Source organism: Phyllobacterium sp. CL33Tsu, assembly GCF_900113985.1.
Taxonomy (GTDB): Bacteria; Pseudomonadota; Alphaproteobacteria; order Rhizobiales; family Rhizobiaceae; genus Phyllobacterium; species Phyllobacterium pellucidum.
In genome coordinates this window covers 1,484,379-1,511,117 of sequence record NZ_FORJ01000001.1, presented here as the reverse complement: position 1 = coordinate 1,511,117, position 26,739 = coordinate 1,484,379, and the positions used below count along the sequence as shown (strand labels likewise).

At 59.4% G+C, this 26,739-nt stretch carries 26 protein-coding genes; 15 read left to right on the top strand and 11 right to left on the bottom strand.

What is annotated here, in order from left to right:
• The first annotated feature begins 3 nt into the window (after positions 1-3).
• Together ftsY and BM074_RS07325 are read left to right on the top strand one after the other, a co-directional pair.
• Positions 4-1,581 (top strand): signal recognition particle-docking protein FtsY, encoded by a 1,578-nt coding sequence (ftsY, locus tag BM074_RS07330; protein WP_091920818.1) that lies wholly within the window; start codon positions 4-6, stop codon positions 1,579-1,581.
• Positions 1,581-2,249 carry a septation protein A gene (locus BM074_RS07325; protein WP_091920817.1) on the top strand — a complete coding sequence of 223 codons (669 nt, stop codon included), beginning with the start codon at positions 1,581-1,583 and terminating at the stop codon, positions 2,247-2,249. Before ftsY ends, BM074_RS07325 begins: the two co-directional genes overlap by 1 nt.
• Before the next feature lie 50 nt (positions 2,250-2,299).
• On the opposite strand, the gene BM074_RS07320 is transcribed toward BM074_RS07325, so the two are convergent.
• From BM074_RS07320 to ccmA, 5 genes are read right to left on the bottom strand one after another with little or no spacing between them, the layout of a single operon-like run.
• A complete protein-coding gene (locus tag BM074_RS07320) occupies positions 2,300-2,902 on the bottom strand; it encodes a DsbE family thiol:disulfide interchange protein (RefSeq protein WP_091920815.1) in 603 nt (200 codons plus the stop codon).
• Positions 2,899-3,069, bottom strand: coding sequence for a heme exporter protein CcmD (gene ccmD / locus BM074_RS07315; RefSeq protein WP_027230981.1), 171 nt, complete (start codon positions 3,067-3,069; stop codon positions 2,899-2,901). The genes BM074_RS07320 and ccmD overlap by 4 nt, the downstream gene beginning before the upstream one ends.
• Positions 3,066-3,833: a heme ABC transporter permease gene (locus BM074_RS07310; RefSeq protein WP_091920813.1), complete on the bottom strand. Its 768-nt coding sequence runs from the start codon at positions 3,831-3,833 to the stop codon at positions 3,066-3,068. Before BM074_RS07310 ends, ccmD begins: the two co-directional genes overlap by 4 nt.
• Positions 3,834-3,880: 47 nt before the next feature.
• Positions 3,881-4,546, bottom strand: coding sequence for a heme exporter protein CcmB (gene ccmB, locus BM074_RS07305; protein WP_027230979.1), 666 nt, complete (start codon positions 4,544-4,546; stop codon positions 3,881-3,883).
• Positions 4,546-5,154, bottom strand: coding sequence for a heme ABC exporter ATP-binding protein CcmA (gene ccmA, locus BM074_RS07300; protein ID WP_091920811.1), 609 nt, complete (start codon positions 5,152-5,154; stop codon positions 4,546-4,548). The genes ccmB and ccmA overlap by 1 nt, the downstream gene beginning before the upstream one ends.
• A 290-nt stretch (positions 5,155-5,444) precedes the next feature.
• On the opposite strand from ccmA, the gene acnA reads away from it, so the two are divergent.
• The 3 genes from acnA (at position 5,445) to BM074_RS07285 (ending at position 9,854) form a co-directional block, all read left to right on the top strand.
• The gene (acnA, locus tag BM074_RS07295) at positions 5,445-8,132 is read left to right on the top strand and encodes an aconitate hydratase AcnA (protein ID WP_091920809.1); all 2,688 of its coding nucleotides are present in this window, start codon (positions 5,445-5,447) and stop codon (positions 8,130-8,132) included.
• 187 nt (positions 8,133-8,319) lie between these two features.
• On the top strand, positions 8,320-9,093 hold the full coding sequence (locus tag BM074_RS07290) for a DUF1223 domain-containing protein (RefSeq protein WP_175492318.1): 774 nt from the start codon (positions 8,320-8,322) through the stop codon (positions 9,091-9,093).
• A 389-nt stretch (positions 9,094-9,482) separates the two neighbouring features.
• A complete protein-coding gene (locus tag BM074_RS07285) occupies positions 9,483-9,854 on the top strand; it encodes a DUF2794 domain-containing protein (protein ID WP_027230975.1) in 372 nt (123 codons plus the stop codon).
• 6 nt (positions 9,855-9,860) lie between these two features.
• Here BM074_RS07285 and BM074_RS07280 read toward each other — a convergent pair whose 3' ends face one another.
• The 4 genes from BM074_RS07280 to BM074_RS07265 all read right to left on the bottom strand — a co-directional run bounded on the left by BM074_RS07280 (position 9,861) and on the right by BM074_RS07265 (position 14,794).
• Positions 9,861-10,418: a GNAT family N-acetyltransferase gene (locus BM074_RS07280; RefSeq protein ID WP_091920798.1), complete on the bottom strand. Its 558-nt coding sequence runs from the start codon at positions 10,416-10,418 to the stop codon at positions 9,861-9,863.
• A 151-nt stretch (positions 10,419-10,569) separates the two neighbouring features.
• Positions 10,570-11,346 (bottom strand): Bax inhibitor-1/YccA family protein, encoded by a 777-nt coding sequence (locus tag BM074_RS07275; protein WP_027230973.1) that lies wholly within the window; start codon positions 11,344-11,346, stop codon positions 10,570-10,572.
• Positions 11,347-11,537: 191 nt separating this feature from the next.
• Positions 11,538-14,105 (bottom strand): ABC transporter permease, encoded by a 2,568-nt coding sequence (locus tag BM074_RS07270; protein ID WP_244532744.1) that lies wholly within the window; start codon positions 14,103-14,105, stop codon positions 11,538-11,540.
• Entirely contained in the window at positions 14,102-14,794 is a 693-nt protein-coding gene (locus BM074_RS07265; protein ID WP_175498964.1) for an ABC transporter ATP-binding protein, read from the bottom strand. The genes BM074_RS07270 and BM074_RS07265 overlap by 4 nt, the downstream gene beginning before the upstream one ends.
• 78 nt (positions 14,795-14,872) lie before the next feature.
• Here BM074_RS07265 and BM074_RS07260 point away from each other — a divergent pair, with 78 nt between their 5' ends.
• Together BM074_RS07260 and thpR are read left to right on the top strand one after the other, a co-directional pair.
• Positions 14,873-15,544 carry an arylesterase gene (locus BM074_RS07260; protein ID WP_027230970.1) on the top strand — a complete coding sequence of 224 codons (672 nt, stop codon included), beginning with the start codon at positions 14,873-14,875 and terminating at the stop codon, positions 15,542-15,544.
• Between the two features lie 171 nt (positions 15,545-15,715).
• Positions 15,716-16,312 carry an RNA 2',3'-cyclic phosphodiesterase gene (thpR, locus tag BM074_RS07255; RefSeq protein ID WP_091920792.1) on the top strand — a complete coding sequence of 199 codons (597 nt, stop codon included), beginning with the start codon at positions 15,716-15,718 and terminating at the stop codon, positions 16,310-16,312.
• Here the strand turns inward: thpR and BM074_RS07250 are convergent.
• Positions 16,264-16,734 (bottom strand): low molecular weight protein-tyrosine-phosphatase, encoded by a 471-nt coding sequence (locus tag BM074_RS07250; protein ID WP_091920790.1) that lies wholly within the window; start codon positions 16,732-16,734, stop codon positions 16,264-16,266. The two genes, thpR and BM074_RS07250, sit on opposite strands and share 49 nt — an antisense overlap.
• 134 nt (positions 16,735-16,868) lie before the next feature.
• Between BM074_RS07250 and BM074_RS07245 the strand changes: the two genes are divergently transcribed.
• The 4 genes from BM074_RS07245 to BM074_RS07230 all read left to right on the top strand — a co-directional run bounded on the left by BM074_RS07245 (position 16,869) and on the right by BM074_RS07230 (position 19,809).
• On the top strand, positions 16,869-17,258 hold the full coding sequence (locus tag BM074_RS07245) for a YkvA family protein (RefSeq protein WP_091920788.1): 390 nt from the start codon (positions 16,869-16,871) through the stop codon (positions 17,256-17,258).
• 265 nt (positions 17,259-17,523) lie between these two features.
• Entirely contained in the window at positions 17,524-18,027 is a 504-nt protein-coding gene (locus tag BM074_RS07240) for an invasion associated locus B family protein (RefSeq protein WP_027230966.1), read from the top strand.
• Positions 18,028-18,139: 112 nt separating this feature from the next.
• Complete coding sequence (gene rlmN, locus BM074_RS07235) at positions 18,140-19,378, top strand: dual-specificity RNA methyltransferase RlmN (RefSeq protein WP_027230965.1); 1,239 nt, start codon at positions 18,140-18,142, stop codon at positions 19,376-19,378.
• On the top strand, positions 19,375-19,809 hold the full coding sequence (locus BM074_RS07230; RefSeq protein ID WP_091920786.1) for a hypothetical protein: 435 nt from the start codon (positions 19,375-19,377) through the stop codon (positions 19,807-19,809). The genes rlmN and BM074_RS07230 overlap by 4 nt, the downstream gene beginning before the upstream one ends.
• Here the strand turns inward: BM074_RS07230 and BM074_RS07225 are convergent, their stop codons facing one another.
• On the bottom strand, positions 19,810-20,451 hold the full coding sequence (locus BM074_RS07225) for a LysE family translocator (protein WP_027230964.1): 642 nt from the start codon (positions 20,449-20,451) through the stop codon (positions 19,810-19,812).
• Positions 20,452-20,615: 164 nt separating this feature from the next.
• Here BM074_RS07225 and BM074_RS07220 point away from each other — a divergent pair, with 164 nt between their 5' ends.
• The 4 genes from BM074_RS07220 (at position 20,616) to BM074_RS07205 (ending at position 26,733) form a co-directional block, all read left to right on the top strand.
• Positions 20,616-21,434 (top strand): phosphatase PAP2 family protein, encoded by an 819-nt coding sequence (locus tag BM074_RS07220; protein ID WP_175498921.1) that lies wholly within the window; start codon positions 20,616-20,618, stop codon positions 21,432-21,434.
• A gap of 80 nt (positions 21,435-21,514) precedes the next feature.
• A complete protein-coding gene (locus tag BM074_RS07215; protein ID WP_091920782.1) occupies positions 21,515-23,218 on the top strand; it encodes an ArnT family glycosyltransferase in 1,704 nt (567 codons plus the stop codon).
• 100 nt (positions 23,219-23,318) lie between these two features.
• The gene (locus tag BM074_RS07210; protein WP_091920780.1) at positions 23,319-24,542 is read left to right on the top strand and encodes an argininosuccinate synthase; all 1,224 of its coding nucleotides are present in this window, start codon (positions 23,319-23,321) and stop codon (positions 24,540-24,542) included.
• Between the two features lie 139 nt (positions 24,543-24,681).
• The gene (locus tag BM074_RS07205; RefSeq protein ID WP_091920778.1) at positions 24,682-26,733 is read left to right on the top strand and encodes a M3 family metallopeptidase; all 2,052 of its coding nucleotides are present in this window, start codon (positions 24,682-24,684) and stop codon (positions 26,731-26,733) included.
• Positions 26,734-26,739: the final 6 nt, after the last annotated feature.

The window sequence follows — 26,739 nt, the reverse complement described above, 5'->3', positions numbered from 1 at the left end:
TTCATGGCTCTGGGGTTCATCAAGAAGATTTTCTCCTTCGGTAAGAAGGAGGTCGAAGAGGTTTCCGCAGAAGAACCGCAGGTTGCAGCGGAGGCTCAGGAAAGCCTCGCCGCGCCTGCTGATGACACCGTGGCGTCCGCGCCGTCGGTCGAGGAAGCTGTGGAAGAGGCGGCAGTTCTGCCAGCCGAAGCGCTCGGCGCCATTGAGGTTGAGTCGCCGGTTGCGGACGAGCCCGCGACGAAGCCGGAAACTGTAGCGGAATCCGAACCCGAAATTCTGCCAGAAATTGCCCCAGTCGTGGTCGAGCAGGTCGAAGCCGTAGCGGAAGCGGGCGGGCGGGCCGAACCCGAACATATACCAGCCTTCGAACCACACGCAGTCCCGGTCGAATCCGCGCCCGTTCCCGAGGAACCTGAACCCGAGCCGGAAGCTGCCGACGAACCGTCAGGGATCGCGATCGACATGATCCCTGGCCCGATGGATGACGCGGATATCGAGCCGGTCGAAATTCCGGCTCCGGAAGCGCCAACGGCGGATATCGAGCCCGCGGGAGCCGTCGATACACCGGCACCTGTCGCCAAGCCGTCCACCAACAAAGTGACAGTGACCAGGTTCGTAGAGGACAAGAAGCCGGATGAGCCCTTGCCCGCTGAGCCGGCCAGGCGACTCTCCTGGTTCGAGCGCTTGCGCAAGGGCTTGTCGCGCTCGTCGCAGCAGCTCGGCGATTCGATTGGCGGGATCTTCACCAAGCGCAAGCTCGATGAAGATACGCTGCAGGATCTTGAGGATGTCCTCATCCAGGCCGATCTCGGCATGGAAACCGCCATGCGTGTGACCGATGCATTGAGTGCGACGCGCTATGGCAAGGATATCACCACCGATGAAGTGCGCACCATCATGGCGACCGAGATCGAGAAGGTCTTGGGACCCGTCGCCAAGCCGCTTGAGCTCGACCTATCCCACAAACCGCATGTGATCCTCGTGGTCGGCGTCAACGGTACCGGCAAGACGACGACCATCGGCAAGCTTGCCGCCAAGCTGACGGCCGGCGGCCTCAACGTCATGCTTGCGGCAGGAGATACTTTCCGCGCCGCCGCGATCGAACAGTTGCACATCTGGGGCAAGCGCACCGGGGCGCCGGTGGTATCGTCCAAGCTCGGCGCGGATGCAGCGGGCCTCGCCTTCGACGCCTGGAAGCAAGCCAAGGAAGCCGGCAGCGACGTCCTGATCATCGATACCGCGGGGCGGCTGCAGAACCGCGCGGAGCTGATGGAAGAACTCGCGAAGATCGTTCGCGTGCTCGGCAAGCACGATCCCGATGCCCCGCATACGGTGTTGCAGACGCTCGACGCCACCACCGGGCAGAACGCCCTCAACCAGGTCGAAATCTTCAAGAACATCGCCGGCGTGAACGGCCTTGTCATGACCAAGCTTGACGGCACCGCGCGCGGTGGCATTCTTGTGGCCATATCGGCCAAGCACAAATTGCCTGTCTATTTCATCGGCGTCGGCGAGCAGGTCGATGACCTCGAACCCTTCGCCGCCAAAGATTTCGCCAAAGCCATCGCGGGAGTCGCATAATGGACCAATCAGTATTCGAACGCGACCCGTCGGATCCGGCACACAAGGACGTCAATCCATTCCTCAAGCTGGCGCTTGAGCTCGGCCCGCTCATGGTCTTCTTCTTCGCCAATTCGCGTGGGGAATGGCTGGTCGAACACCTTCCTTTCCTCGCCAATATTGGCGGTCCGATCTTCATCGCGACAGCCTTGTTCATGGTGGCGACGGCGGTCGCCCTCGGCGCATCCTGGCTCCTTTTCCGCACCCTGCCGATCATGCCGCTTGTATCCGGCATCGTTGTATTCGTCTTCGGCGCACTGACTTTGTGGCTTCACAACGAAACCTTCATCAAGATCAAGCCGACGATCATAAACACGCTGTTCGGCGTTATCCTGCTGGGTGGTCTCTTCTTCGGCAAATCCCTGCTCGGCTACGTCTTCGACAGCGCCTTCCGGCTGAACGCCGAAGGCTGGCGTAAGCTCACGCTGCGTTGGGGCATCTTCTTCCTGTTCCTGGCAGTGCTGAATGAAGTGATCTGGCGCAGTTTTTCGACCGACTTCTGGGTCGCCTTCAAGGTGTGGGGCACGATGCCGCTCACCCTCATCTTCACCTTTGCCCAGATGCCGCTGGTCATGAAATATTCTCTCGACCAGCCGGCTGCCGAAAAGGCAGGCAACAAGGGCAAGTAGCTCCACCACACTCCAGCGAAAGACGGGATGATTTACGCTGCGCTCGACGATTATTGATTTGCTTTGAGCGCCGCCTCAATGGCCGGCATCAGTTCGTCGCGGATCGACGTCTCGCTGAGCGGTCCGACATGCTTGAAGGCGACGTTGCCGTCGCGACCGATCAGGAAGGTTTCGGGAACGCCATAAACACCCCATTCGATCGCGGCGCGTCCGCTGTCATCCGCACCGACCACGGCATATGGGTTGCCAAGCTCACGAAGAAAGCCCAGCGCATTCTCGGTCTTGTCCTTGTAGTTGAGGCCGGCAAGCTGAAACCGCTTGTCCTCACCCAATTTCATGAGCAGCGGATGTTCCATTCGGCACGGCACACACCAGGAACCAAAGACATTGAGCAGGGTCACCTGGCCCTTGAAGGTTGTCGGATCTAGGCCGCCGACCGGCTGTCCGTTCCGGGCCAGTCCCGGGATTGCCGGCAGCGACAACGCCGGCGCAGGCTTACCGATCAGCGCCGAAGGGATGACCGATTCATCGCGCCCAGATGCGAGCTGAAAAGCAAAGATCGCGGCAAGGCCGATGAAGATGATCAACGGCAGGAATACGAAAAACGAGTTGCGTTTGGCCCGCGGCGGTTGAAGTCCTTCCTGCTGGCTCAAGGCTGCGCACCCTTCCCCTCGGAGCGGCGACGCACGCCGCGCGACTCCAGCTCACGCAGCGCCCGGTTTTGCAGGCGCTGATCGATGAAGACCCACCCGATCAATCCGGCGAGCGCAATAAATGATACGCCATAGGCGGCTATGATAAACCCTGCGTGGCTGCTCATTGCACCGGCCCCCGGTCGGCATTGCGGGCCGCGACACGGCGCATGGCGACAACCCGGCGGCGCAAGATTTCGTTGCGCATCGCCATCAGGTGCAAGGTGAAAAAGAGGAGCGTGAATCCGATGGCCATGACCAGCAGCGGCCGCAGCAGCGAACCGTCAATGGTTGACCCGCCCATGCGCAAGACCGATGCCGGTTGATGCAGCGTATTCCACCAATCGACCGAAAACTTGATGATCGGAATGTTGATGAAGCCGACAAGAGTCAGGATTGCCGTCGCCCTTGCAGATTTCGCCGGATCATCCATGGCGCGGGTGAGCGCGATGATGCCGAGATACATGAGGAACAGCACGAAGACCGAGGTCAGCCGCGCATCCCACACCCACCATGTGCCCCACATGGGTTTGCCCCAAAGCGAGCCGGTGATAAGCGCAAGAGCCGTGAAGACTGCGCCGATGGGCGCCGCGGCCTTTGCGGAAACGTCGGCGAGCGGGTGACGCCAGACCAGCGTGCCAAGCGCAGCAATGGTCATGATCGTATAGCACATCATCGAAAGCCAGGCGAAAGGCACGTGGATGAACATGATCTTGACCGTCGCGCCCTGCTGGTAATCGTCCGGCGCCTGCATCGACATCCACAGCCCGCCCGCCAGAACGATCAGCGTCAGCCCGGCAAGCCATGGCAGGATCACCCCGGCAAAGCTCATGAACCGCGTGGGGTTTGCCCAGTCGATCCAGCGACCGGTCTTTGAAACAGTCTCACTCATGCTCGTTTCTTAGCTTTCCGGTGCCTGTTGCGCAATTCACCTCTCTGTCAGTCCGCCGACGATTTTAGCGCCGCTGCAGCCGCAAGTGGTCCCAGCACTGCAAAAAACAGAGTAATCGCAGCGAGAATAAGGAAGGGTGCCAGAAACGGCGCGGGATCTTCAACTGCGCCATAGGACGCAGAGACGCCGAAGATGAGGACCGGCACAGTCAGCGGCAGGACTATGACTGATACGAGGAGCCCGCCCCGGGGCAAGGACACGGCGACAGCAGCGCCGACGGCGCCGATCAGGGTAATCGCCGGCGTCCCGACGAGCAGCGTTGCCGTGGTCGCACCAATGGCGGCAGGTTCCATGTTCATGAAGAGGCCAAGCAGCGGCGAGGCGACCACCAGTGGCAGCACGCTGACCGTCCAGTGCGCGAGGCATTTGACCAGCACCGTCAGCGTCAAGAGGTGCCGTTCGGAGGCCATGATCAGGAGGTCGAGCGAGCCGTCGTCGCGGTCTGCCTGGAACAGCCGGTCGAGACCGAGCAAGGTGGCGAGCAGAGCCCCTATCCACAACATAGCCGCACCTATGCGTGCAAGCAGTTTGAGATCGGGGCCAACGCCGAACGGAACGACAGCAATCACGGCAAGAAAAAATAGAACGCCGATGAGGATACCGGCTCCCGATCGTAGCCCAAGCCGTACTTCCCGAACAAAGAGCGCTCCCATCAGGCGGGCGCTCCCAGCCGGAGTTCACCCGCGACCTCGAGGCCAAGCGGAAGATGTGTCGCCGCGATCACGATACCGCCATTTCCAAGGTGCTCCTGCATCAGGCCGGCAAATTGCAGCTCCGACGCCTTGTCCAATCCTGCCGTCGGCTCGTCGAGCAGCCACAGCGGACGGTCGCTGACGAGAAGCCGGGCAATGCTGGCGCGGCGCTTCTGGCCGGTCGAAAGATAGCCGAAGGGAAGATGCGCGATGTCGCCGAGGCCGACCTTGTCGAGCGCGGCGATGACGGAGCGTTTTCCCGCTCCATTGAACGCGCGCCAGAACTGCAGGTTTTCTTCGATGCTGAGCACCGGTTTCATGGCGTTGAGATGCCCAAGGTAGTGGGCAAGCGGCGCCACCTCGTCCGAGTTTTCCGAACCCTCGACCACGCGCAGCGAGCCAGCGGAGCGGGCAAGCAGCCCAGCGATGATTCGCAGGAGCGTCGATTTCCCCGCGCCGTTCGGACCCGTCACCAACAGCGCCTCTCCGGCCGCCACCGTGAAGTCCAGATCGGAAAACAGCGTCTCCCCGCCGCGCTCTCCAGCCAGTTTTTCGGCGACTAACCGCATGTTTTGCCCGCTCTCGTCTATCCCCAATCGCCGCGTGATCATTTCGACGCAGCATGCATTTTTGCCAAATGTCGGTCTGGCACAGATCGGCGAAAAACTCTATATAGGCCTCAACCATGCCAGCGGTCGGTGTGGAAACAATTTTTGGCCGATCTCGGATACGGACACCCGTTGGGGAAACTGTGTCGGGACGGACAGCGGAAATGACTGCACCCGCACCTTAGCGCGTCCTTGAAACGCGGCAAAGGCGTTCGTCCCGGGTTAGGCCGCAGCATAAGGACGAACGAAGAATGTCTCAAATCGACAGTTTCAAATCCCGTAAGACCCTCACCGTCGGGGGCAAGGAATATGTCTATTACAGCCTGGTGGAAGCGGAAAAGAATGGTCTGGAAGGCATCTCCCGACTGCCGTTTTCCATGAAGGTTCTTCTCGAAAACCTGCTTCGCTTCGAAGACAACCGCTCGGTTTTCAAGAAGGACATCGAGAACATTGCCAAGTGGCTCGTCGACCGCGGCAGCGCTGGCGCTGAAATCGCCTATCGGCCCGCGCGCGTGCTGATGCAGGACTTCACCGGCGTTCCAGCCGTCGTGGACCTCGCCGCCATGCGCGACGCCATGGTCAATCTCGGCGGCGATCCCGAGAAGATCAATCCGCTCGTCCCGGTGGACCTCGTCATCGACCACTCTGTCATCGTCGATGAATTCGGCAACCCGCAGGCGTTCAAGCGCAATGTCGATCTCGAGTATGAGCGCAATGGCGAGCGTTACCGCTTCTTGAAGTGGGGCCAGCAGGCGTTCAAGAATTTTCGGGTTGTCCCGCCCGGTACCGGCATCTGCCATCAGGTCAATCTAGAATATCTGGCGCAGGGTGTCTGGACGAAGGAAGAGGATGGCGTCACCGTCGCCTATCCCGATACCTGCGTCGGCACCGATTCGCACACGACGATGGTCAACGGCCTTGGCGTGCTCGGCTGGGGCGTTGGCGGCATCGAGGCTGAGGCATCCATGCTCGGCCAACCCGTCTCCATGCTCCTTCCGGAGGTTATCGGCTTCCGCCTGACCGGCAAGGTCAAGGAGGGCGTCACCGCGACCGACCTCGTTCTCACTGTCGTCCAGATGTTGCGCAAGAAGGGCGTCGTCGGCAAATTCGTCGAGTTCTTCGGACCGGGTCTCGAAAGCATGACGCTGGCCGACCGGGCGACGATCGGCAATATGGGTCCGGAATACGGCGCAACCTGCGGCTTTTTCCCGATCGATGGCGAAACCATCAATTACATGCACATGTCGGGCCGCGACGAAGACCGGCTTGCCCTGGTTGAAGCCTATTCGAAGGCGCAGGGCATGTGGCGCGAGAGCGATTCGCCCGATCCAGTCTTCACCGACACGCTTGAACTCGATCTCGGTACTGTCGTGCCTTCCATGGCGGGACCGAAGCGCCCTGAGGGCCGTATTGCGCTGGAAGGCATCGCTTCCGGCTTCCACGAGTCCCTGCAGAAAGAATACAAGAAGACGACGCAGTTCGACGCGCGTTACGCGGTTGAAGGCGAGGACTACGATCTCGGCCATGGCGACGTTGCCATCGCTGCGATTACCTCCTGCACCAACACCTCGAATCCGAGCGTCCTCATCGCCGCAGGGCTCCTTGCCCGCAACGCGGCCGCCAAAGGCCTGAGGTCGAAGCCCTGGGTGAAGACATCGCTTGCCCCCGGATCGCAGGTGGTTGCCGCCTATCTCGAGAACGCCGGACTGCAGAAGGAACTCGACAAGCTCGGATTCAACCTTGTTGGCTTTGGCTGCACGACCTGCATCGGCAATTCCGGCCCGCTGCCGGCGCCGATCTCCAAGACGATCAACGACAAGGGCCTGATCGCGGCCGCCGTACTTTCGGGCAACCGCAACTTCGAAGGCCGTGTCTCCCCGGACGTTCAGGCGAACTACCTCGCCTCGCCGCCGCTCGTTGTCGCCTATGCGCTCGCCGGTACCGTAACGAAGGACCTCACCACCGAGCCGCTCGGCGAAGATCAGAACGGCAACCCGGTCTTCCTCAAGGACATCTGGCCGTCATCGCATGAGATCCAGGAGTTCATCGTAAAGAACGTTACCCGCGCACTGTTTGCATCGAAATATGCCGACGTCTTCAAGGGTGACGAGAACTGGCAGGCGGTGCAGGCGCCTGCCGGCCAGACCTACGCATGGGACGACCAGTCGACCTATGTGCAAAACCCGCCCTACTTCGTCGGCATGGGCAAGACGCCAGGCAAGGTCAACGATATCAAGGGTGCACGCATCCTGGGTCTCTTCGGCGACAAGATCACCACCGACCATATTTCGCCGGCCGGTTCGATCAAGGCGGCTTCACCTGCCGGCAAGTACCTCACCGATCACGGCGTCGCCCCGCTGGACTTCAACCAGTACGGCACGCGTCGAGGCAATCATGAGGTCATGATGCGCGGCACCTTCGCCAATATCCGCATCCGCAACCACATGCTTGGTGAGAACGGCCGCGAAGGCGGCTACACGATCCATTATCCTTCCAAGGAGGAAATGCCGATCTACGATGCTGCCATGCAGTATCGTGCGGAGAATGTGCCGCTGGTGATCTTCGCCGGCGTCGAGTACGGCAATGGTTCGTCGCGTGACTGGGCGGCCAAGGGCACCAGCCTTCTCGGCGTCCGCGCCGTTATCGCTCAGTCGTTCGAGCGCATCCACCGTTCGAATCTCGTCGGCATGGGAATCGTGCCATTCGTTCTCGAAGACGGCACGAGCTGGCAGTCGCTCAGCCTCAAGGGCGACGAAATCGTCTCGATCGACGGGCTTGCCACGATCCAGCCGCGCCAGAAGACATTCGCCACGGTCACCTATGCCGATGGCAGTGTCAAACAGGTGCCGCTCATCTGCCGCATCGATACGATCGACGAGCTTGAATATCTGAAGAACGGCGGCATCCTGCAGTACGTGCTGCGCGATCTCGCCGCCTGACGCTCCAATGACATGAGTATTGAAGGGCCGCCGGGTGATCGGCGGCCCTTTTGAATGAATGTGAGCCAAAACGTGATCGAATTCACCTCAAAGTGACTTCCCCTTGAAAAGTGCGGCTCCTATCAATCTTCTCGCAATCCTTTTATCCGACAACAATCCCACTCGAATTGGGAAGAGAATTTAACCCGTGTATCTGCGCAAACTTTCCAGACGCTTGCTGATCGGCGCACCGCTCATTGCTGCGGCGGCCTATGTGCTTCCGGTCTGCGCTGATGATGTTGGCAAGAAACCCGAGGGCGTTGTCGAACTCTATACGTCGCAGGGTTGCGGATCCTGCCCTCCCGCGGACGCGGTACTCAAGGAACTCGTCGCGGAAGGCAAGGTCGTCGCGCTCGCCTTTCACGTGGATTATTGGGATTATCGGGGCTGGATCGACACGCTCGCCCTGCCTGAAAACACCGAACGCCAGAATGCTTATCGCGTCGCACTGGGCCTCAACGGCGTCTATACGCCCCAGGTGATTATCAACGGCCGTGTCCACGTCAACGGACAGGATGGACAGAAGATTCGCCGCCGCATCGCCGAGATGCGCGATACCGATTCGGGCCTTACCATTCCGGTCAATATTGCCAAGGCAACGCCCGACCGCCTCGTCATCGATATCGGCCAAGGGCCAGTACCGACAAAACCTGTCCGCGTCCTCCTCGCCTATTTCAATCGCGAATCCATCGTGGCCATTCCGGATGGCGAAAATATCGGGCGTAAAGTCAGCTATGCCAACAGCGTGCGTGCGATGGAAACAGTCGGCATGTGGGACGGCAAGGCCCAGAAGATTGAAATACCGATCAGCGAAATTGCCAGCAAGAAGTCGACAGGATGTGCCGTGCTTCTGCAGGAGATGCTGGGCGAGGGTCAGCCAGGACCAATTATCGGCGCGTCGATCATGGCCGCCAAACAGTAGCCGAAAGCGCTCTCCTAAACAAAAACAGGCCGGATAAATCCGGCCTGAGATATTGGGGCATGTTGCCATTCAGGGAGACTGATGGTTCGGCCCAAACAACCCGTTGGGCGGGGGGCTTGGGGTATCGGACTGTCAAGACCGAACCGTCTCAGACAACATGCGAGGGATGTTGGGTGCGGAATCGGGCGGCAATGCGAACAGAAAATGGCGAGAATGTGTCCAATAATCACCATTGGAGACAGTGCGTATTTCTTCGTGACATCATAGCAAAACCGGTTCCTAACCCTCGTCGTCGCCTTTCGGAAATCATTCCGGACTTGTAAATCGGCGCAGAAAAGGTCACCCTGATGTCATCCAGGTGTCACACGGCATACAAAGGCGGATGATTGATGGACAGCAATGCAGGTGGCGACGAAGCGCAACAGCAGGCAACTTTAATCCCCCTCACACGCAGTAGCGAGTTGCCCGTTACCTTCAACCGGCGTGAACTGGATCAGATCCTTCGAATCTACGGTTTCATGGTTTCCGCTGGCGAATGGCGGGACTACGCCATTGACCACTTGATGGATCGAGCGGTGTTTTCCATCTTTCGCAGGGCCAGCGAGGTTCCGATGTTTCGGGTGGTAAAGAACCCGAAACTTGCCCGCAAGCAGGGCGCCTACAGCGTTATCGCGGCGAGCGGTCTTATTCTCAAGCGCGGCCACGACCTCGACCGCGTTTTGAAGGTGTTCGACAAGGGTTTGAGCCTCGTGCGTGGCTGACGCGTTTTAAGCGTCTTCGCTCCGCAAGGGCGGCTTTCCTGGAAGCGTATGCGCCCCGCCATTCATCTCCAGCTGCATCAGCACAGTATCGAGCCAGCGTCCATGCTTGAAGCCGGAGGCTCTGATTGTTCCGGAATATGTGAACCCTGCGCGGGTATGGAGCCTAACGGAAGCGGAATCCTCGTGGCCATCCCCGATGACGGCGATAAACTGCCGGAAACCAAGGGAGGTACAGTCCTTGATCAACTGGCTGAGCAGTTGCTTGCCCAAGCCCTTTCCCTTAGCGTCGGGCGCGATATAGATCGAATCCTCCACCGACCACCAATAGGCCGGACGCGTGCGGAAATAGCTTGCATAGGCGTAGCCAATCACGGCCCCGTCCAGTTCGGCGACGATATAGGGAAAGCCGTCCGTGGTGATTGCGTGGAACCGCTTCGTCATTTCCGCCTGGTCCGGCGGGTCGATCTCATAGGTCGCCGTTCCGTGAAGGACGGCATCGCGGTAAATTTCGGTGATGCTCGCGAGGTCGGCTGGCTGCGCCGGGCGGATATGAATCTCTGACATTGGCTCTCACAGGGGGAAAATGATCGTGCCCGTTTCATGCACGTCTTTGCCGGCATTTTAAAGTGGAAACGCGTTACTCTGGTGGGGAATTACGCCCAACAAAAAGGGCAGCGTTTCCGCCGCCCTTTTTGTTATTTTCCATGCTCGAAGCCTAGTTGCGGTTACCCAGGAACTGCAGCAGGAACATGAACATGTTGATGAAGTCGAGGTAGAGCCGCAGGGCGCCCATGATTGCCTTGCGGCCATAGGTGTCCGAAGCGTCGCCTTCGTAATACATTTCCTTGATCTGCTGCGTGTCATAGGCAGTCAGGCCTGCAAAGACCAGGACGCCGATTGCCGAGATTGCGAACTGCAAAGCGCTTGATGCAAGGAAGATGTTGACCAGCGACGCAAGGATGATGCCGATCAGACCCATGAACAGGAACGAGCCCATCGCGGACAGATCACGCTTCGTGGTGTAGCCATAAAGCGAAAGAGCACCAAACGACGCGGCGGTGATAAAGAAGGTCTGCACGATGCTTCCCGAGGTATAAATCAGGAAGATCGAGGACAGCGAGAGACCGACAAGTCCAGCATAAACCCAGAATGTGGTCTGCGCGGCAGATACGCTCATCCGCTCAATGCGGAAACTCAAGAAGAACACTGCGGCAAGCGGCGCGAGCATGACAACCCAACGCAGCGGCGAGCCGTAGAGGGCAACACCGAGATTGGTCAGCATCTTGCCGTTCGGCAACTGTGCGGCGGCGAGAGATGGGTCATTGGTTGTCGCGAAATAAACGGTGGCGAGCGCAGCGAGACCGGTCACTGCGAGACCGATGCCCATTAGATTGTAGACCTTCAGCATGTAGCTGCGCAGACCCTGATCGATCCCCGCGTCCACACGCATTCCGGCCGATGTGCGGGCCTGGATATTGCGATAGTCAGCCATGGTTTTCCTCATTTGCTTCGTCCCGTCGGGTGTCGGGTTATTCCCCAGGCGCCGCTGGCGGGACCCCAGCATGCCTTGCGACGAATTATGGGGATTCCTCGGGTCCATAACAAGACCTCAACTACTCAAGATTGCGTGTTAGCGCGCCAAATTATGAGTAAATTGGTAAAAATCGCACTCGTTTAACGATTTCAGAGGTTTCGCAGGATCGGCGCAGCCTTTTGTCCAAGAATTCGCCAGGTTCCGGCAAGCCCAAAACCGACCGTTAAAACGAGCGCGATAATGACGGTCATGACGGCGACTTCGGGCTGGAAATAGGCCGGCAGCGTCATGACCCGCACCACCACGTACCATGCAGCCGCACTGCCGGCGAGAAGAGCGAAAATAGCCGTCGAAAGACCGAGCAGCATATATTCAAGGCTGAAAGCCTTGATCAGCGTGCGCCGGGTCGCGCCAAGCGTTTTCAACACTACAGCATCGTGCACCCTAGCGCGGTTGCCGGCTGCGAGCGCGCCGCCGAGGACAAGAATCGAGGCGATCAGTGCCACCGAAGCTGCGGCGCGAATGGCAACGGCGAGCTGGCCGACGAGTTCGTTGGCAATGGTGATCGCATCCTTGACCCGTACCGTCGTGACCGCCGGGAACGCCTGGGTCACATTGCGCATGACAGCGGCCTCCTCCTGCGGAGTGGAGGTCGGGTCCGTCAAAGTCGCCAGCCAGGCATGCGGCGCGCCCGCAAATGTATTGGGCGAAAAAACCATCACGAAGTTGATCGCGAGCGATTCCCATTGCAGTTGCCTTAGATTGGCAATGCGCGCCGTTACATTGCGGCCAAGCACGTTGACGGTCACCGTATCCCCGACCTTGAGGCCGAGATTGGTCGCCTCTTCCGCCGAGAACGAAACCAACGGTTCGCCGGAATAGTCGGCGGGCCACCACTCGCCCTTGGTCAGCGCCGAGTTTTCAGGCACGTTCTTCGCATAGGTAATGCCGCGGTCGCCGCGCAGGACCCACGCGCCCTCTGGCGCAATGGTCATTTTGGTAACGTCCGTGCCGTTCAAGGCGATGATGCGCCCGCGCAACATGGGAGCGCTGACGATCTTGCCGTTGGGAGCCGATTTCTGCAGAACGCCTTTGAATTCGTCCACCTGGCGGCTCTGTATATCGACGAAGAAGAAATTCGGCGCCCGCTCAGGGAGATTGCCGGCGAGTTGCTGACGCAAGCTGCCATCGATGAGGCCAAGCGTAACGAGAAGCGTCAGGCCGAGCCCCAGTGACAGCACAACCGAGGGAGTAAGCGCGCCGGGGCGATGGATATTTCCGATCGCGAGCCGCAACGCCGTCGAGCGGACACGCGGAGCCCGGCGTGCCAGCCACTGCACGAATACCGAGACGCCGCGCAAGACGAGGAAGGAAAATGCCACCGCGCCAATAAAGATCGTGGCGATCCGCCTGTCGTAAGAAAAATACACAGCAAGCGCGCACAGCACCGCGATGACGGCAGCAGCGGCGATGATGTAGGCAGGCTTTGGCCAGCCTCGCTGCTCGAATCCCTGCTCGCGGAAAAGCGCCGTCGCCGGAACGTCGCGGGCCCGCCCCAATGGGAGAATGGCGAAGGCGAGTGTCGTCAGGAAACCGAACAGGGCGGCCCATGCCAATGCGCCGGGGTAAAAACCGCCTTTGGCCGCTATCGGCAACACGCTCTGCAAGGCATAGCCCGCCACATAGGGGATGATCGCGGCAAGCACGAGGCCGATCGCAATACCGACGAGCGAAATCATCAAGATTTGCGAGAGGTAAACAGCAATGACGAACCAGCCGGGGGCGCCGAGTGACTTGAACGTGGCAATGACCCCGCGTTTTCCATCAATATAGGCGCGGACCGCATTCGCGACCCCGACGCCGCCGACGATCAGCGCCGTCAGGCCCACGAGGGTCAGGAACTGCGAAAAGCGCTCTATATTGGCACTGAGCGAAGGCGCGGCATTTGTCCGGCCCCGAATACTCCAACCGGCTTGCGGAAACTTCTCCTTGGCTTCGTCGCGTATGGCGGTGAGCGCGGCTTCATCGGTCCCCGCGGGCAGCGCAAGCTTGTAGCTGTGCTCGACCAGGCTTCCGGGCTGAACGAGGCCGGCAGCCTCGAGCCCCTGCAGGGATACCATCATGCGCGGCGCAAAGCCGAAGCCGTCGGAAAGCAGATCGGGTTCGTTGCCGATGACCGCCCGCAGTTCGAACTTCGCACCTCCGACCAGAACCTGATCGCCAAGTTTGAGGTTGAGACGGTCGAGCAGAACCTGCGCGACGGCTGCGCCATAGACCCCGTTCACCTCACCGAACAACGTCTTGTCATCGCCCGCCGGCGTTGTCACCAACGACCCGTAAAGCGGATATGCGCCATCGACGGCCTTGAGCTCGACAAGCGACTGGTCCGAGCCATTCGGTAGCCTCGCCATGGACCGCATATTGGCGCTGACCGCTACGCGCCCCTTGCTTTCAAGAAAAGCGCGCTCTTGCGCATCCACTTCACGCTGATTGAGCTGAAACCTGAGATCGCCGCCGAGAATGCTCTGCCCCTGCGAGGAGATGCCGGCGCTGACCGCGTTTGCCACCGAGTTGACGCCGCCGATCGCGGCAACGCCGAGCGCTATGCAGGCAAGGAAAATGTAGAAACCGGACAGGCCGCTGCGCATTTCGCGCAGGGCAAAAGTGAAAGCAAGTTTGAGCGACGGCGCTGTCCCGGACGATGCTGCCTCGCTCATGCGGATTTCGCCAGCTCCGGCGCATCCGCATCCGCTTCGATCCTGCCGGACCGAACGCGGATTTCCCGGTCGCATCGCCCGGCAAGCGCGGCATCGTGTGTGACGAGCACCAGCGTCAGTCCAAGCTCGCGCTGCTTCTCGAACAGGAGATCGGCAATCTGCTTGCCTGTTGCCGTGTCGAGATTGCCGGTCGGCTCATCGGCGATAAGGATTTTCGGCGATGGCGCCAACGCCCGCGCAATGGCGACACGCTGTTGTTCGCCGCCTGAAAGTTCGCCCGGATAGTGGGTCACCCGGTCGGCAAGTCCGACGGCGGCCAGCACCCGTTCAGCAATGGCGAAGGCATCGGGATTGCCGGCAAGTTCCAGGGGAACAGCGACATTCTCCAGCGCCGTCATATTCGGAATGAGATGGAATGACTGGAAGACGATGCCGATATTGCGTCCGCGAAAAGCGGCCGTCGCGTCCTCGTTCATCTTTTCGAGCCTTTCGCCGGCGATCTCGACCGAGCCGGAGTCGACCTGCTCAAGCCCGGCAAGCACCATCAACAAGGTCGATTTGCCGGAGCCCGAGGGACCGACGATACCGACTGACTGGCCCGCGCTGATATTGAGTGAAACCCCCTTGAGCACATGCACCGAGGACGCGCCGCTGCCAAGCGTCAACTCAATGTGATCGAGCGCGATCATGGAATTAGTCACGAATTGACATCCTTTGCGATATGGTCGGCCGAGTCGCCGCAGTTGGTCTGATATGGGTAGCCCGAAATGAGATTCAAACCGTTGATGCAAATACTGGTTTCAATTGGCCTTGTTGCCTTGCCGTCGCTGGCCTTGGCCAATCAAAATGCCGTGTCCGATCGACCGCTCGCGGTCGTCGGTTTCGGTGACAGCCTGATGTCGGGCTTTGAGTTGCCGGTCCAGGATTCCTTCACTGCGCAGCTCGAAAAAGCCCTTAAGGACAAGGGCGTCGACGTCACGATCGCCAATGCCGGTGTTGCAGGTGAAACCACAACCGACGGCCTTTCGCGTCTCGACTGGTCGGTGCCTGACGGCACGGATATGGTGATCCTGGAATTTGGTGCAAATGACGCCCTGCGTGGCATTTCGCCGGAAATCAGCGAGAAGAACCTTGCCGAAATCATCGAGCGGCTGAAGCAGCGCAACGTCAAGGTGATCATTGCCGGGATGCTGGCGCCGCCCAACATGGGCCGCGACTACGAAGACAAGTTCAATTCCATTTTCCCGCGTCTTGCCGCCAAATATGATGTTCCGCTCTATCCGTTCTTCATGGACGGTGTCGCAACGGAAAAATCGCTGCAGCTCGAAGACGGCATGCATCCCAACGCCAAGGGCGTCGCCCGCATGGTCGAAGGCTTCATGCCGGTGATGGAAAAAACCATCGCGGCATCGAGCGAAGCTGCCGGCGGAACCCAATAGCACCATCCTCCGAAAGTTGGACGCGGTGGCCTGAGTATCGGCTCGCCACAACTTCCGGGGGACAATGCGTGTCCAATATGTCGCGCTCCAAGATAATCATAAGGAATGCCTTGCTCCCGGACTCATTCGATGATTCTCTAGAATGACAACTCGATTCGGGGAGGATGCCTTATGCCGCGTCTCTTTACTGCCCTCGAAATCCCGAGGGACGCCGCCCTCTCACTGTCGCTCTTGCGCGGTGGTCTACCAGGCGCCCGATGGATTGACGTCGAAAACTATCACATCACATTGCGGTTCATCGGAGATGTCGAAGGGCATGTCGCTGACGAGATCGCCAATGCGCTGGATCGCATTCGCCGGCCGGAATTCACGCTGAAGCTTTCGGGCGTTGGCGCGTTTGGCTCGAAGAAGCCGCACAGCATCTTTGCCTGCGTATCGCCTTCGCCTGATATCCAGGCGTTGCAGGCAGAGATCGAGCGCATCTGCCAAAGGCTGATGCTGCCGGCCGATCCGCGCAAGTTTACCCCCCACGTGACCCTGGCCCGGCTGCGCAATGTGCGCAACGAAGAGGTCGCTCACTATCTCTCGTCGCGTGGCAATTTCGCGACCACGCCGTTCAAGATCGGGCGTTTCGTCCTGATGTCGTCTCGCGACTCCGTCGGCGGCGGACCCTACATCGTCGAGGAGGCCTGGCCTCTCGAAGCGCCTCGCTCGTCGTTTCAGAACAGCCTGGAGAGGCCCTTCGAGGCAGCAAGGACCATACGGTAGACGCGATCGAAATCGGCGTCGGTTCCATAGTAAGGGTCGGGGATTTCCTCCGCCTCTCCCAGCGCCAATTCATTGAAGAGCCCGGCCGTCGCAGTAGCACCAGCGGGCTGGCGCGCGGCTATGGCCTTCATGTTCCCGCGATCCATGCCGAGGATCAGATCGAAGCTCGCAAAGTCGCCCGGTGTCAATTGCCGGCAACGCTGGTCGGAGATGTCGATGCCGTGGTGACGCGCAACGCGAATCGAGCGGCGATCCGGTGCTTCGCCGGTGTGGTAGCCGTTGGTACCGGCCGAATCTATGGATACGTGGCCGCCCTTGCCTTCGCCTGCAAGCACGGCGCGAAAGACGCCTTCCGCGAGCGGTGAGCGGCAAATGTTGCCGAGACAGACGAAGAGGACGGAACGGTAGGGTGGTTTCACCATAATGGCTTCCGGTGTGGAGAAAGATCAATCGGTCAGGCCATGATGGATATTCTCACGGCGAATTGATCGCAAGTCTTGTACGGCGCATTCGCCTTACCCATGTTGTGTAACCTGAAACCTCAGAAGGAAAAGGGATGGACGACGTCAAGATCGGTGAGATTCTGGAGCCTGGCAGCGAGGAAAAGCAACGCAGCCGCGAGGAGCGCGTGCGCGCGCAGTTCTGGAAGACCGTGCGAAAGGCTGCAAAGGCCGTGCCGTTCCTCGATGAGGTCATCGCCGCCTATTACGCTGCCCTCGACCCCGCAACCCCTACGCGGGTGCGCGGTATTCTCCTTGCCTCGCTCGCCTATTTCGTCCTGCCGCTCGACTTCATCCCGGACTTCATATTCGGTCTCGGATTTACGGATGACGCCGCCGTTCTCATGGCTGCCCTGACCGCTATCCGCACGCACATTACACCGGCGCACCGTGCCGCCGCGAAGAAAGCTCTCGACGATCTCGATCGGGATCCGGCGAAGCGTTGATGGCCGCTACCCAATCACAAGCCCGTGATGTCACAGATCGTCAAAGTGTCGCCGCTTTTCTTTGGCTGGACTTGCGGTGTGGGACTTTGAAAAAAGGACGTAACTTCTAACTCCTGCAATCGCTTTTTTGACCCTGTCTTCACCGTTTGGTAACCCAGATTAAGTCAAATTAAGAGAAGCGAACCGGACAATGCCGCGATCGGATTTTTCCGGGCCATTGCCGGTTCACGAGTTATGAAGTGAACGACAGAAACTGGTAGGTAAAATGTTTGGAAAATCAATCGTAGCGGCGTCTGTCATCATACTTGGCGTGACAGGAACGGCTCTTGCCCAAACCCCGAGTCAGATCAGCCAGTTCAATGCCTGGGGCGCCTACAGCTATCAGCAGGGCAACGGCAAGGTATGCTACGTACTTTCCGTTCCGGTCGACAAGCAGCCGGCGAAGATCGACCATGGCGACAATTTCTTCATGGTCAGCCAGAAGCCGGGGCAGAATGTCAGCTTCGAGCCGCAGTTCAAGGCAGGCTACGAACTGCAGAAGGATTCGAAGGTCACCGTGACCATTGATGAACGCAGCTTCTCCATGTTTACCAATGGCAGCCATGGCTGGATGGAAAACGCCGCGGAGGAGCCCCAGCTCGTCGCCGCCCTGCGCTCGGGCCACAAGATGACGATCAGTGCCGTGTCGAAGCGCGGGACAAAGACGAGTTACGGCTATTCGCTAAAAGGCGTCTCGGCAGCGCTTAAGGCGATAGCCACCTGCAAGTAGCCACTTCGACATCAACAGTTTGCGAAGGCCGGACGCAAGCAGTCCGGCCTTTTGCATGTCGGCCCGGAACGTGATATGAGCCGCGCTTCACGAAAGAACGTTAGAAAATCCCATGTCTGTAGCGCTTGACCTGACACATTCTGTTGCCCGGGATAAATCCCGTGACGCACGCCCGACCGCGGCAGCAGAAATGCCTTCGCTGATCGGTCTGACGCGCGCAGAAATCGGCGAGGCCCTTGTCGCCATCGGCGTCCCCGAGCGCCAGATCAAGATGCGCGTGGCGCAACTTTGGCACTGGCTCTATGTGCGCGGCGTTTCGGATTTTCCCGACATGCTCAACATTTCCCGCGATATGCGCGAGCTGCTTGCGCGCCATTTCACCATTGCCCGCCCCGAGATCGTCGAAGAACAGATTTCCAACGACGGCACGCGCAAATGGCTTTTTCGCTTTCCCCCGCGCGGTGCCGGACGGCCTGTCGAGATCGAGACGGTGTATATTCCGGAGGAAGGGCGAGGCACGTTGTGCATTTCGAGCCAGGTAGGCTGCACCCTCACCTGTTCCTTCTGCCATACCGGCACCCAGAAGCTCGTGCGCAACCTTACGGCTGAGGAAATCCTGGCGCAGTTGCTCATTGCCCGCGACCGCCTTGGCGATTTTCCCGATCGCAATACGCCGGATGGCGCGATTGTGCCGGCCGAGGGCCGCAAGGTGTCCAACATCGTCATGATGGGCATGGGCGAGCCGCTCTATAATTTCGAGAATGTGAAGAAGGCCCTGCTGATCGCCTCCGACGGCGATGGGCTTTCGCTGTCGAAGCGTCGCATTACCCTTTCGACTTCTGGCGTCGTTCCTGAAATCTACCGCACCGGGGAAGAAATCGGTGTCATGCTGGCGATTTCCCTGCACGCGGTGAACGATGACCTTCGCGACATGCTGGTCCCGATCAACAAGAAGTATCCATTGAAGGAGCTTCTTGACGCATGCCGCGCCTATCCGAGCCTCTCCAATTCCAAGCGCATCACCTTCGAATATGTGATGTTGAAGGGTGTCAACGATTCGCTCGATGACGCCAAGGAGTTGGTCCGCCTCCTGAAGGGCATTCCGGCCAAGATAAATCTTATTCCGTTCAACCCTTGGCCGGGCGTCAACTATCAGTGTTCCGATTGGGAACAGATCGAAAAGTTTGCCGATTACGTGAACAATGCGGGCTATGCCTCGCCGATCCGCACGCCGCGCGGCCGCGATATTCTTGCCGCCTGCGGTCAGCTCAAATCCGAATCGGAACGCATGAAAAAGACGGAGCGCCTCGCCTTCGAAGCGGCGATGATCGCCGGGCATGGCGAAGATTGACCCAGCTTCTGCATTGTCTCTTTCGCTTCGCCCTCGCCGTTTTTGGCTTCATCTGCGCAATCATTGCCGCGTCGATTTTCCTGAACATGCTGCTCCTCGGCAGTTCGGAGTGGATCGGCACGGAGGGTCCTTTTCTCTATACGACGGTACCGGTCTTTGCGGTCGTGATCGGCTATAGCGTCTTCGTGCCGTCCGCAATGCTGATCCTGTACGCCGAGTTGACGGGCTGGCGCGATTGGTTGTTCTACGCTCTCGGCGGCGCTGCGACGGCGCTCTTCGTCATCGTCTGGAAATGGCGGCCGCAATCAGAGGATGTCAGCACATTTGCTGCGATCCTCGCCACCGGCGTTGTCGGCGGCGCTGTCTATTGGCTGGTTTCGGGGCGAACGGCGGGGCTTGGAGCACAGCGCGCTCCCCACCGCAATATCTAGCTATTTCGCTTGCGCCATCAGGATCTTCGCGGCAAAGGCCGAAAACACGCCAGCAAACAGCCAATCGGTAATGCGAGTGACCCGCGGGCTTTTCTTGAGCAGCATCGAGAACTTGTCGGCCGCGATAATCATCGGCGAAACCACAGGCAGCGCCATGGGGATGAAGAGCACGCCCAGGAAAAACAGCTTGCCGGGCGCGTGCGGATCACTGGCCGAGACGAACTGCGGCAGGAACGTCATGAAGAAGAGAATAATCTTGGGATTTAGCAGGTTGATACCAAATCCCGTCAGCCAATTCTGGAAGAGCGTGTGCGACTGGCCGATCTTCTTTTCGGGCGAGAAAGCCGAGCCATTGCGGATCGCCTGGAAGGCGAGCCAGACGAGGTAGCCGGCGCCGACGATCTTCAGCGCGAAGAACGCGGTTGGCGACGCGACGATCAGCGCCGAGAGGCCGATGGCGACCATTGTCGTATGGACGACGATGCCGGTGCTGGCGCCGGCAAGGCAGGCAAAGCCCGCTGCCTTCCCTTCCGACAGTGCCCGCCCCACGAAGAGGGTCATATCCGGACCCGGCGTGATGGATAATACGAAGGTCGCGATGGCAAATTGCAGAATTGTGGGCCAGTCTGGAATGAAATTCATAAGAGTACTCCGTCGAAGCGGGCGGAAATTAACGCGAAAGACCGATTTTGGCTATCAGATTTCAGCTGTCCCGACGACACGAACGAAAAAACCTTGCCATAACAAGGGCACGATAACTTCCTCATCACGCCGTAATGCCGTTGCAACATAAGCATTGCACAAGAGTGCTCGAATCATCGGCCGCCAGGGAAGCCATGGTCTACTACCGGACAACCTCAAAGCCATGTGGAACGGCCCAATACGGATTCGGCGCCTGGAGCGAAGCAACTTGCCTTGCAGGGCTCCTGATCCTCTGGATGGCGCTCGCCATCCTGTTCAACAGCGCCCCCGAGTTCGACAAGGACGTCTCATCGATTTTCTTTATCGCCCGTCAATGCGCCAATGGAGCCGCCGGTTCGATATGCGGCGATTTTCCCGCAAGTTCGGTCCACCTGCTGAAAACGCTCCGCCGCGTGTTCTACGCCCTCCCAATGGTCGGAGCGAGCGTCGTCGTCACGATCGCACTACGCGATCTCGCTTCCGGACTTCGATGGAACCACGAGCGTATCCGCATCTCGACCGTGTCGCTGATTACGCTGGCGCTGGGACCCGGGCTGCTGGTGAATGGATACTTGAAAGAGTTCGTCGGCAGGCCGCGCCCGGCAGATTCGCTGCTCTTTGGCGGCGACCTGCCTTTTGTTGCTGCCGCCGAATGGTCGAAGGCCTGCCTTCACAATTGTTCGTTTGTTTCCGGTGAAGCCGCCGGTATTGCATGGATCATCTGCCTGCTGCCGCTTTGGCCGCACCATCAGCGGCAGCGGGTTTTCTGGATCATGCTGGCGATCGTGATCACGACGGATATGCTGCGCGTTGCCTTTGGCCGGCACTATATTTCCGATGTCGTTTTGGGCTCCCTGTCCACGCTGGTCATCTTCTCGGCGGTCGCATGGGCCGGGGAGTTATTGATGCGGAGGTTTTATCCAGGCGTCCGCCCCGCCTTGTAGGCTTCACATCTTTGTATTGGCGGGCATGACCGAAAGCGGCTATGTAGCCCGAACAAGAACAATAGGTGCCAAGAAGAACAATGCCTCAAGACACCATGACGGTTCCCGCGCAACCGGGCCCGTCGAGCACAACCACCTCCAGAACGAAGCTCGCAATATTTCTCGCTCTCGCCTTCATCATCGGCCTGCTTCCGCTCGGCTCAAGCCTGATCCTGCATTTTCCGGACGAACGCTACTACTCGAACGGCGCGGTCATCATGATGCAGAGTGGCGACTATCTGACGCCGCATACCGCCGAAGGTGACGTGCGCCTGAAGAAGCCGCCATTCACCTACTGGATGAGCCTGGCGGGAATGGAGATATTCGGGATCTCCGTTATTGGCTCGCGCTTCTTCTGGCTTGTCGGCGGGGCCGCTATCCTTCTCGCGACGTTTCAGTTTACCCGCATCCTGACGCGCAACGACCAGACGGCGCTGCTCGCCGTGGCCTTGCTCGCTGCCAATGGCGCGTTCCTGCGCGCCAGCTTTAATGCCATACCGGACCTGCCGCTGACCTTGTTCATGCTCCTTGGCTTCATCGGTTTCACTGGCCTTCTTTTCAAGGACGACCGCCAACGGACCTACGCCCTCCTGGCTTATGGCGGCACCGGATTTGCTGTCCTGACCAAGGGACTGCTGCCACTTGCCATGGTTGCCTATGTCATCGCCTATGCGCTTGGCGTCGCCTCGTTGCGGCCGCGCGCACGGCGGCTCTGGCAGCCATCCGTCGTTTTGCCCTCGATGGTCATCTTCGGCGCCTGGTTCGCCTATCAATCCTTCACGGCTTCGAGCGAACTTGCATCCGACTTCGTCGGCGATCAGCTTTCCGAAAAAGTCGCGATCGGGTTTGGCACTTTCGTCGATGGCTTGAGCAGCAATATTGCCGGGCTTTTTCTGCCCGTGCTTCTCTGGCTGGTGATGCTTCTCGTCGGGGCGAGGACAAGTGGCAAGCGTCCGACCGTCCAGTCCATCGGCGCGGCCGCACCGTTCATCGCCGGCTGGATCGTCACGGTTGCCATCATCTTCTCGCTCTCCCGCTATGCGTCGTATCGCTATATCATTCCCGTCATTCCGCTGCTTTGCGTTCTTCTTGCGGTAGCGCTTCAATCCGTCATGGACCAGCGGGCCGATAGTGTCCTTCGCGTCATCCTGCGCATTTCGATGATTTTGATGGCGGGCGCGCTTGCCGTGATCTTGCTGCTCGGCCTGCTCCTCCTGCCGCCAGTCATCGTCGTCGCATTGGCAATCATTGCGGTTGCCGGATTGGCCGGCCTGTGGCTCTACAGCAGGGGTGCAACCACCGAGCGGCTGGCAGCGTGCTTTGCGCTGCTTTTGCTCAGTGCCGCCTTCATCAGCACGCCGGTGCTGCGCGGATTGCTGCTGCCGGATATCGGTGCCGTCATCGCCGCCAAGGCGGGACCGCTGCATCTACCGCAGGATCAGGTGCTGTTCATAGGCTCCCACCTCGACGCGGCCAAACTGCGCCTCTACATGGATCGGGAAGCGCCCTTCCCGCAAATGCGCCGCTTCCCCGAGGCCGGCATTGCGCCCGGCATCAAGCTGGTCATGACCAACGAGCAGCCGGTGGCCGACAAGCTGAAATCATTGGGCTTCAATGTCGAAGAAGTCGTTGGCGGCTGGCGGCGGGTCGAATGGCCACCGTTTTACGCGGCACTTCGGGCTCGCGACCTGATTGGCGCCCGAAACCAATACGGTCAGCGCGGATGGATTGCGACACGCCCATAGAATGCGTCGATTCACCATGGCGCGCTGCTTGCCAACATGGCGCTAACTGTTAAAAGACCGCAACGGAACGCGTGTGGTTCCCGGCATCAGGGATAGCAAAATGAACAAGTGGAAAGACGTCAAGAAAGTCGTGCTGGCCTATTCCGGCGGACTGGACACATCGATCATCTTGAAGTGGCTGCAGACCGAGCTCGGCGCCGAGGTCGTGACCTTCACAGCCGATCTTGGCCAGGGCGAAGAGCTGGAGCCGGCGCGCAAGAAGGCCGAGCTGCTCGGCATCAAGGAAATCTACATCGAGGACGTGCGCGAGGAATTCGTTCGCGATTTCGTCTTCCCGATGTTCCGCGCCAATGCGGTCTATGAAGGCGTCTACCTGCTCGGCACCTCGATCGCCCGCCCGCTGATTTCCAAACATCTCGTCGAGATCGCCGCCAGGACCGGCGCTGACGCGATCGCTCACGGCGCGACCGGCAAGGGCAATGATCAGGTTCGCTTCGAGCTTTCCGCCTACGCGCTCAATCCCGACATCAAGGTTATCGCGCCCTGGCGCGACTGGACCTTCAAGTCGCGCACGGACCTTCTCGAATTTGCGCGTGAGCACCAGATTCCGATCGCCAAGGACAAGCTCGGCGAAGCGCCGTTCTCGGTCGACGCCAACCTTCTGCACTCCTCATCCGAAGGAAAGGTGCTGGAGGATCCGTGGCAGGAAGCGCCGGAATATGTGCACCAGCGCACGATCTCCCCGATGGAAGCGCCGGACCGGGTAACCGAGATCGAGATCGCTTTCGAAAAGGGTGATGCCGTTGCCATCGACGGCAAGCCGCTCTCGCCGGCAACCCTGCTCAAGGCGCTCAACGACCTTGGCCGGGACAACGGCATTGGCCGGCTCGATCTCGTCGAGAACCGTTTCGTCGGCATGAAGTCACGCGGCGTCTACGAGACCCCCGGTGGCACCATTCTCCTTGCCGCACACCGGGCGATGGAATCGATCACGCTCGATCGTGGGGCGGCCCACCTCAAGGACGAGTTTATGCCGCGCTATGCTGAGCTCATTTACAACGGCTTCTGGTTCTCACCGGAGCGCGAAATGCTGCAGGCCATGATCGACAAGAGCCAGGACGACGTGGAAGGCACAGTCCGGCTCAAGCTCTACAAGGGCAATGTCATGGTGTCGGGCCGGAAATCGAAGAAGTCGCTCTACTCGGATGCGCTGGTTACCTTCGAAGACGATCGCGGTGCCTATGACCAAAAGGACGCGGCCGGCTTCATCCGCCTCAATGCACTGCGGCTGCGTACACTTGCCGCGCGCAAGCGCAGCAGCTGAGCCACAAGAGCTTGAAAAGCGGGACCTTTGGTTCCGCTTTTTACTTAGGATCTTATATGTTGGACTTCGCAGCTTGTGACGGCCGCGGGTCCGCCCTAAATGTTTAAAGCCAAATTCCATACTTGATCAGGGAGCTCCCATGTCCACGCAGAAACCGGCCTTCAACCACGCGCTGACGAACTGGACCGGGCCACTTGGACTTCCCGATTTCACGGCATTCAACGACGACGATTTCGCCACCGCCTTCGACGCGGCCCTTATCTCGGACCTTGCCGACATCGATGCGATCGTCACCCACCCCGAAGCGCCGACCATTGACAATACGCTGAAGGCGCTGCAGCTTTCGGGCAAGGATCTCGATCATGTCTCGGCAATCTTCTGGCTGCGCGCGGGTGCGCATACCAATGATACGATCCAGGCTCTGGAACGTGTGATCGCGCCTAAAATGTCGCGGCATGCTTCATCGATCATGATGAATCCACATCTCTTTGCCCGCATCGATTCGCTCTTTGAGCAGCGCGACCTGCTCGGACTCGACGCGGAGACTGACCGCGTCCTCGAAAAGACCTGGAAAGGCTTTGTACGCAGCGGCGCGAAGCTCGATGAACAAGGCAAGGCGCGGCTCGCCGACATCAACGAGCGGCTGGCAAGCCTTGGCGCGCAATTCGGCCAGAACGTGCTCAAGGACGAAGCCGACTGGGCCCTTTTCATCACCGATGAAACGGAACTTGCCGGCCTGCCGGATTTCGTGCGCGACGCCATGCGAGGCGCTGCCGAGGAACGCGGCCGCAATGATGCATGGGCCGTGACGCTCTCGCGCTCGATTATCGAGCCCTTCCTGTCTTTCTCTGAGAATCGCAACTTGCGGGAGAAGGCATTCCGCGCCTGGGCAGCACGTGGCGAGAACGGCGCCGAAACCGACAATACTGCGATTGTTGCCGAAATGGTGAAGCTGCGCGCAGAAAAGGCGGGGCTCCTCGGCTATAAAAGCTTTGCCGCCTATAAGCTCGACGACACCATGGCGAAAACGCCAAAGGCGGTGATGGATTTGCTTGAGCCTGTGTGGGAAAAGGCCAAGGAACGGGCGGCGGAAGAGGAAGTGGACTTGCAGCGCCTCATTGCCGGGGAAGGCCGCAACCACAGGGTCGAGCCATGGGACTGGCGCTACTATGCCGAGAAGCTGCGCAACGAACGCTTCGCCTTCGACGAAACCGAACTTAAGCCTTATCTCCAGCTTGAAAAGATTATCGAAGCCTGTTTCGACGTTGCGACCCGCCTCTTCGGCATTCGCTTCGCCGAAAAGACCGGGATTCCCACCTGGCATCCCGATGTACGTGTCTGGGAGGTGTTCAACCCAGATGGCAGCAAGCGCGGCCTTTTCCTTGGCGACTACTTCAATCGCCAGTCGAAGCGCTCGGGCGCCTGGATGAGCGCCCTGCAGTCACAGCATAAGCTCGACGGCGGCCATGCGCCGATCATCTACAACGTCATGAATTTCGCCAAGCCGTCGAAGGGCGAGCCGGCGCTGCTTTCGCTCGATGGCGCTCGAACCCTGTTCCACGAATTCGGCCACGCCCTGCACGGGCTCTTGTCGGATGTGACCTGGCCGGCCGTATCGGGAACCTCGGTTTCGCGCGACTTTGTCGAACTTCCCTCGCAATTATATGAGCACTGGCTGACCGTACCCGCCATTCTCGAAAAATATGCCGTCCACTACCGGACGGGCGAAGCGATGCCAAAGGCGTTGCTCGACAAGGTGCTGGCCGCCAATACCTTCAACGCCGGGTTCAACACGGTGGAATTTACCTCATCTGCGCTGGTCGACATGGCATTCCACGCCGATGGCACCCCGCCATCCGATCCAATTGAATTTGAAGCCGCCACATTGAAGCAGCTTGAAATGCCGGATGCGATCATCATGCGCCACCGCACGCCGCATTTCACCCATGTCTTCTCGGGCGACGGCTATTCGGCCGGATACTATTCCTACATGTGGTCGGAAGTACTCGATGCCGACGCTTTCAAGGCATTTGAGGAAAGCGGCGACGTGTTCAACTCCGAACTTGCGGGTAAGCTGAAGCAGTTTATCTACTCGGCCGGCGGCAGCCGCGACCCGGAGGAGCTTTATAAGGCATTCCGCGGCAAGATGCCCACGCCCGATGCGATGATCGAAAAGCGTGGGCTTGCGTAAACTCTG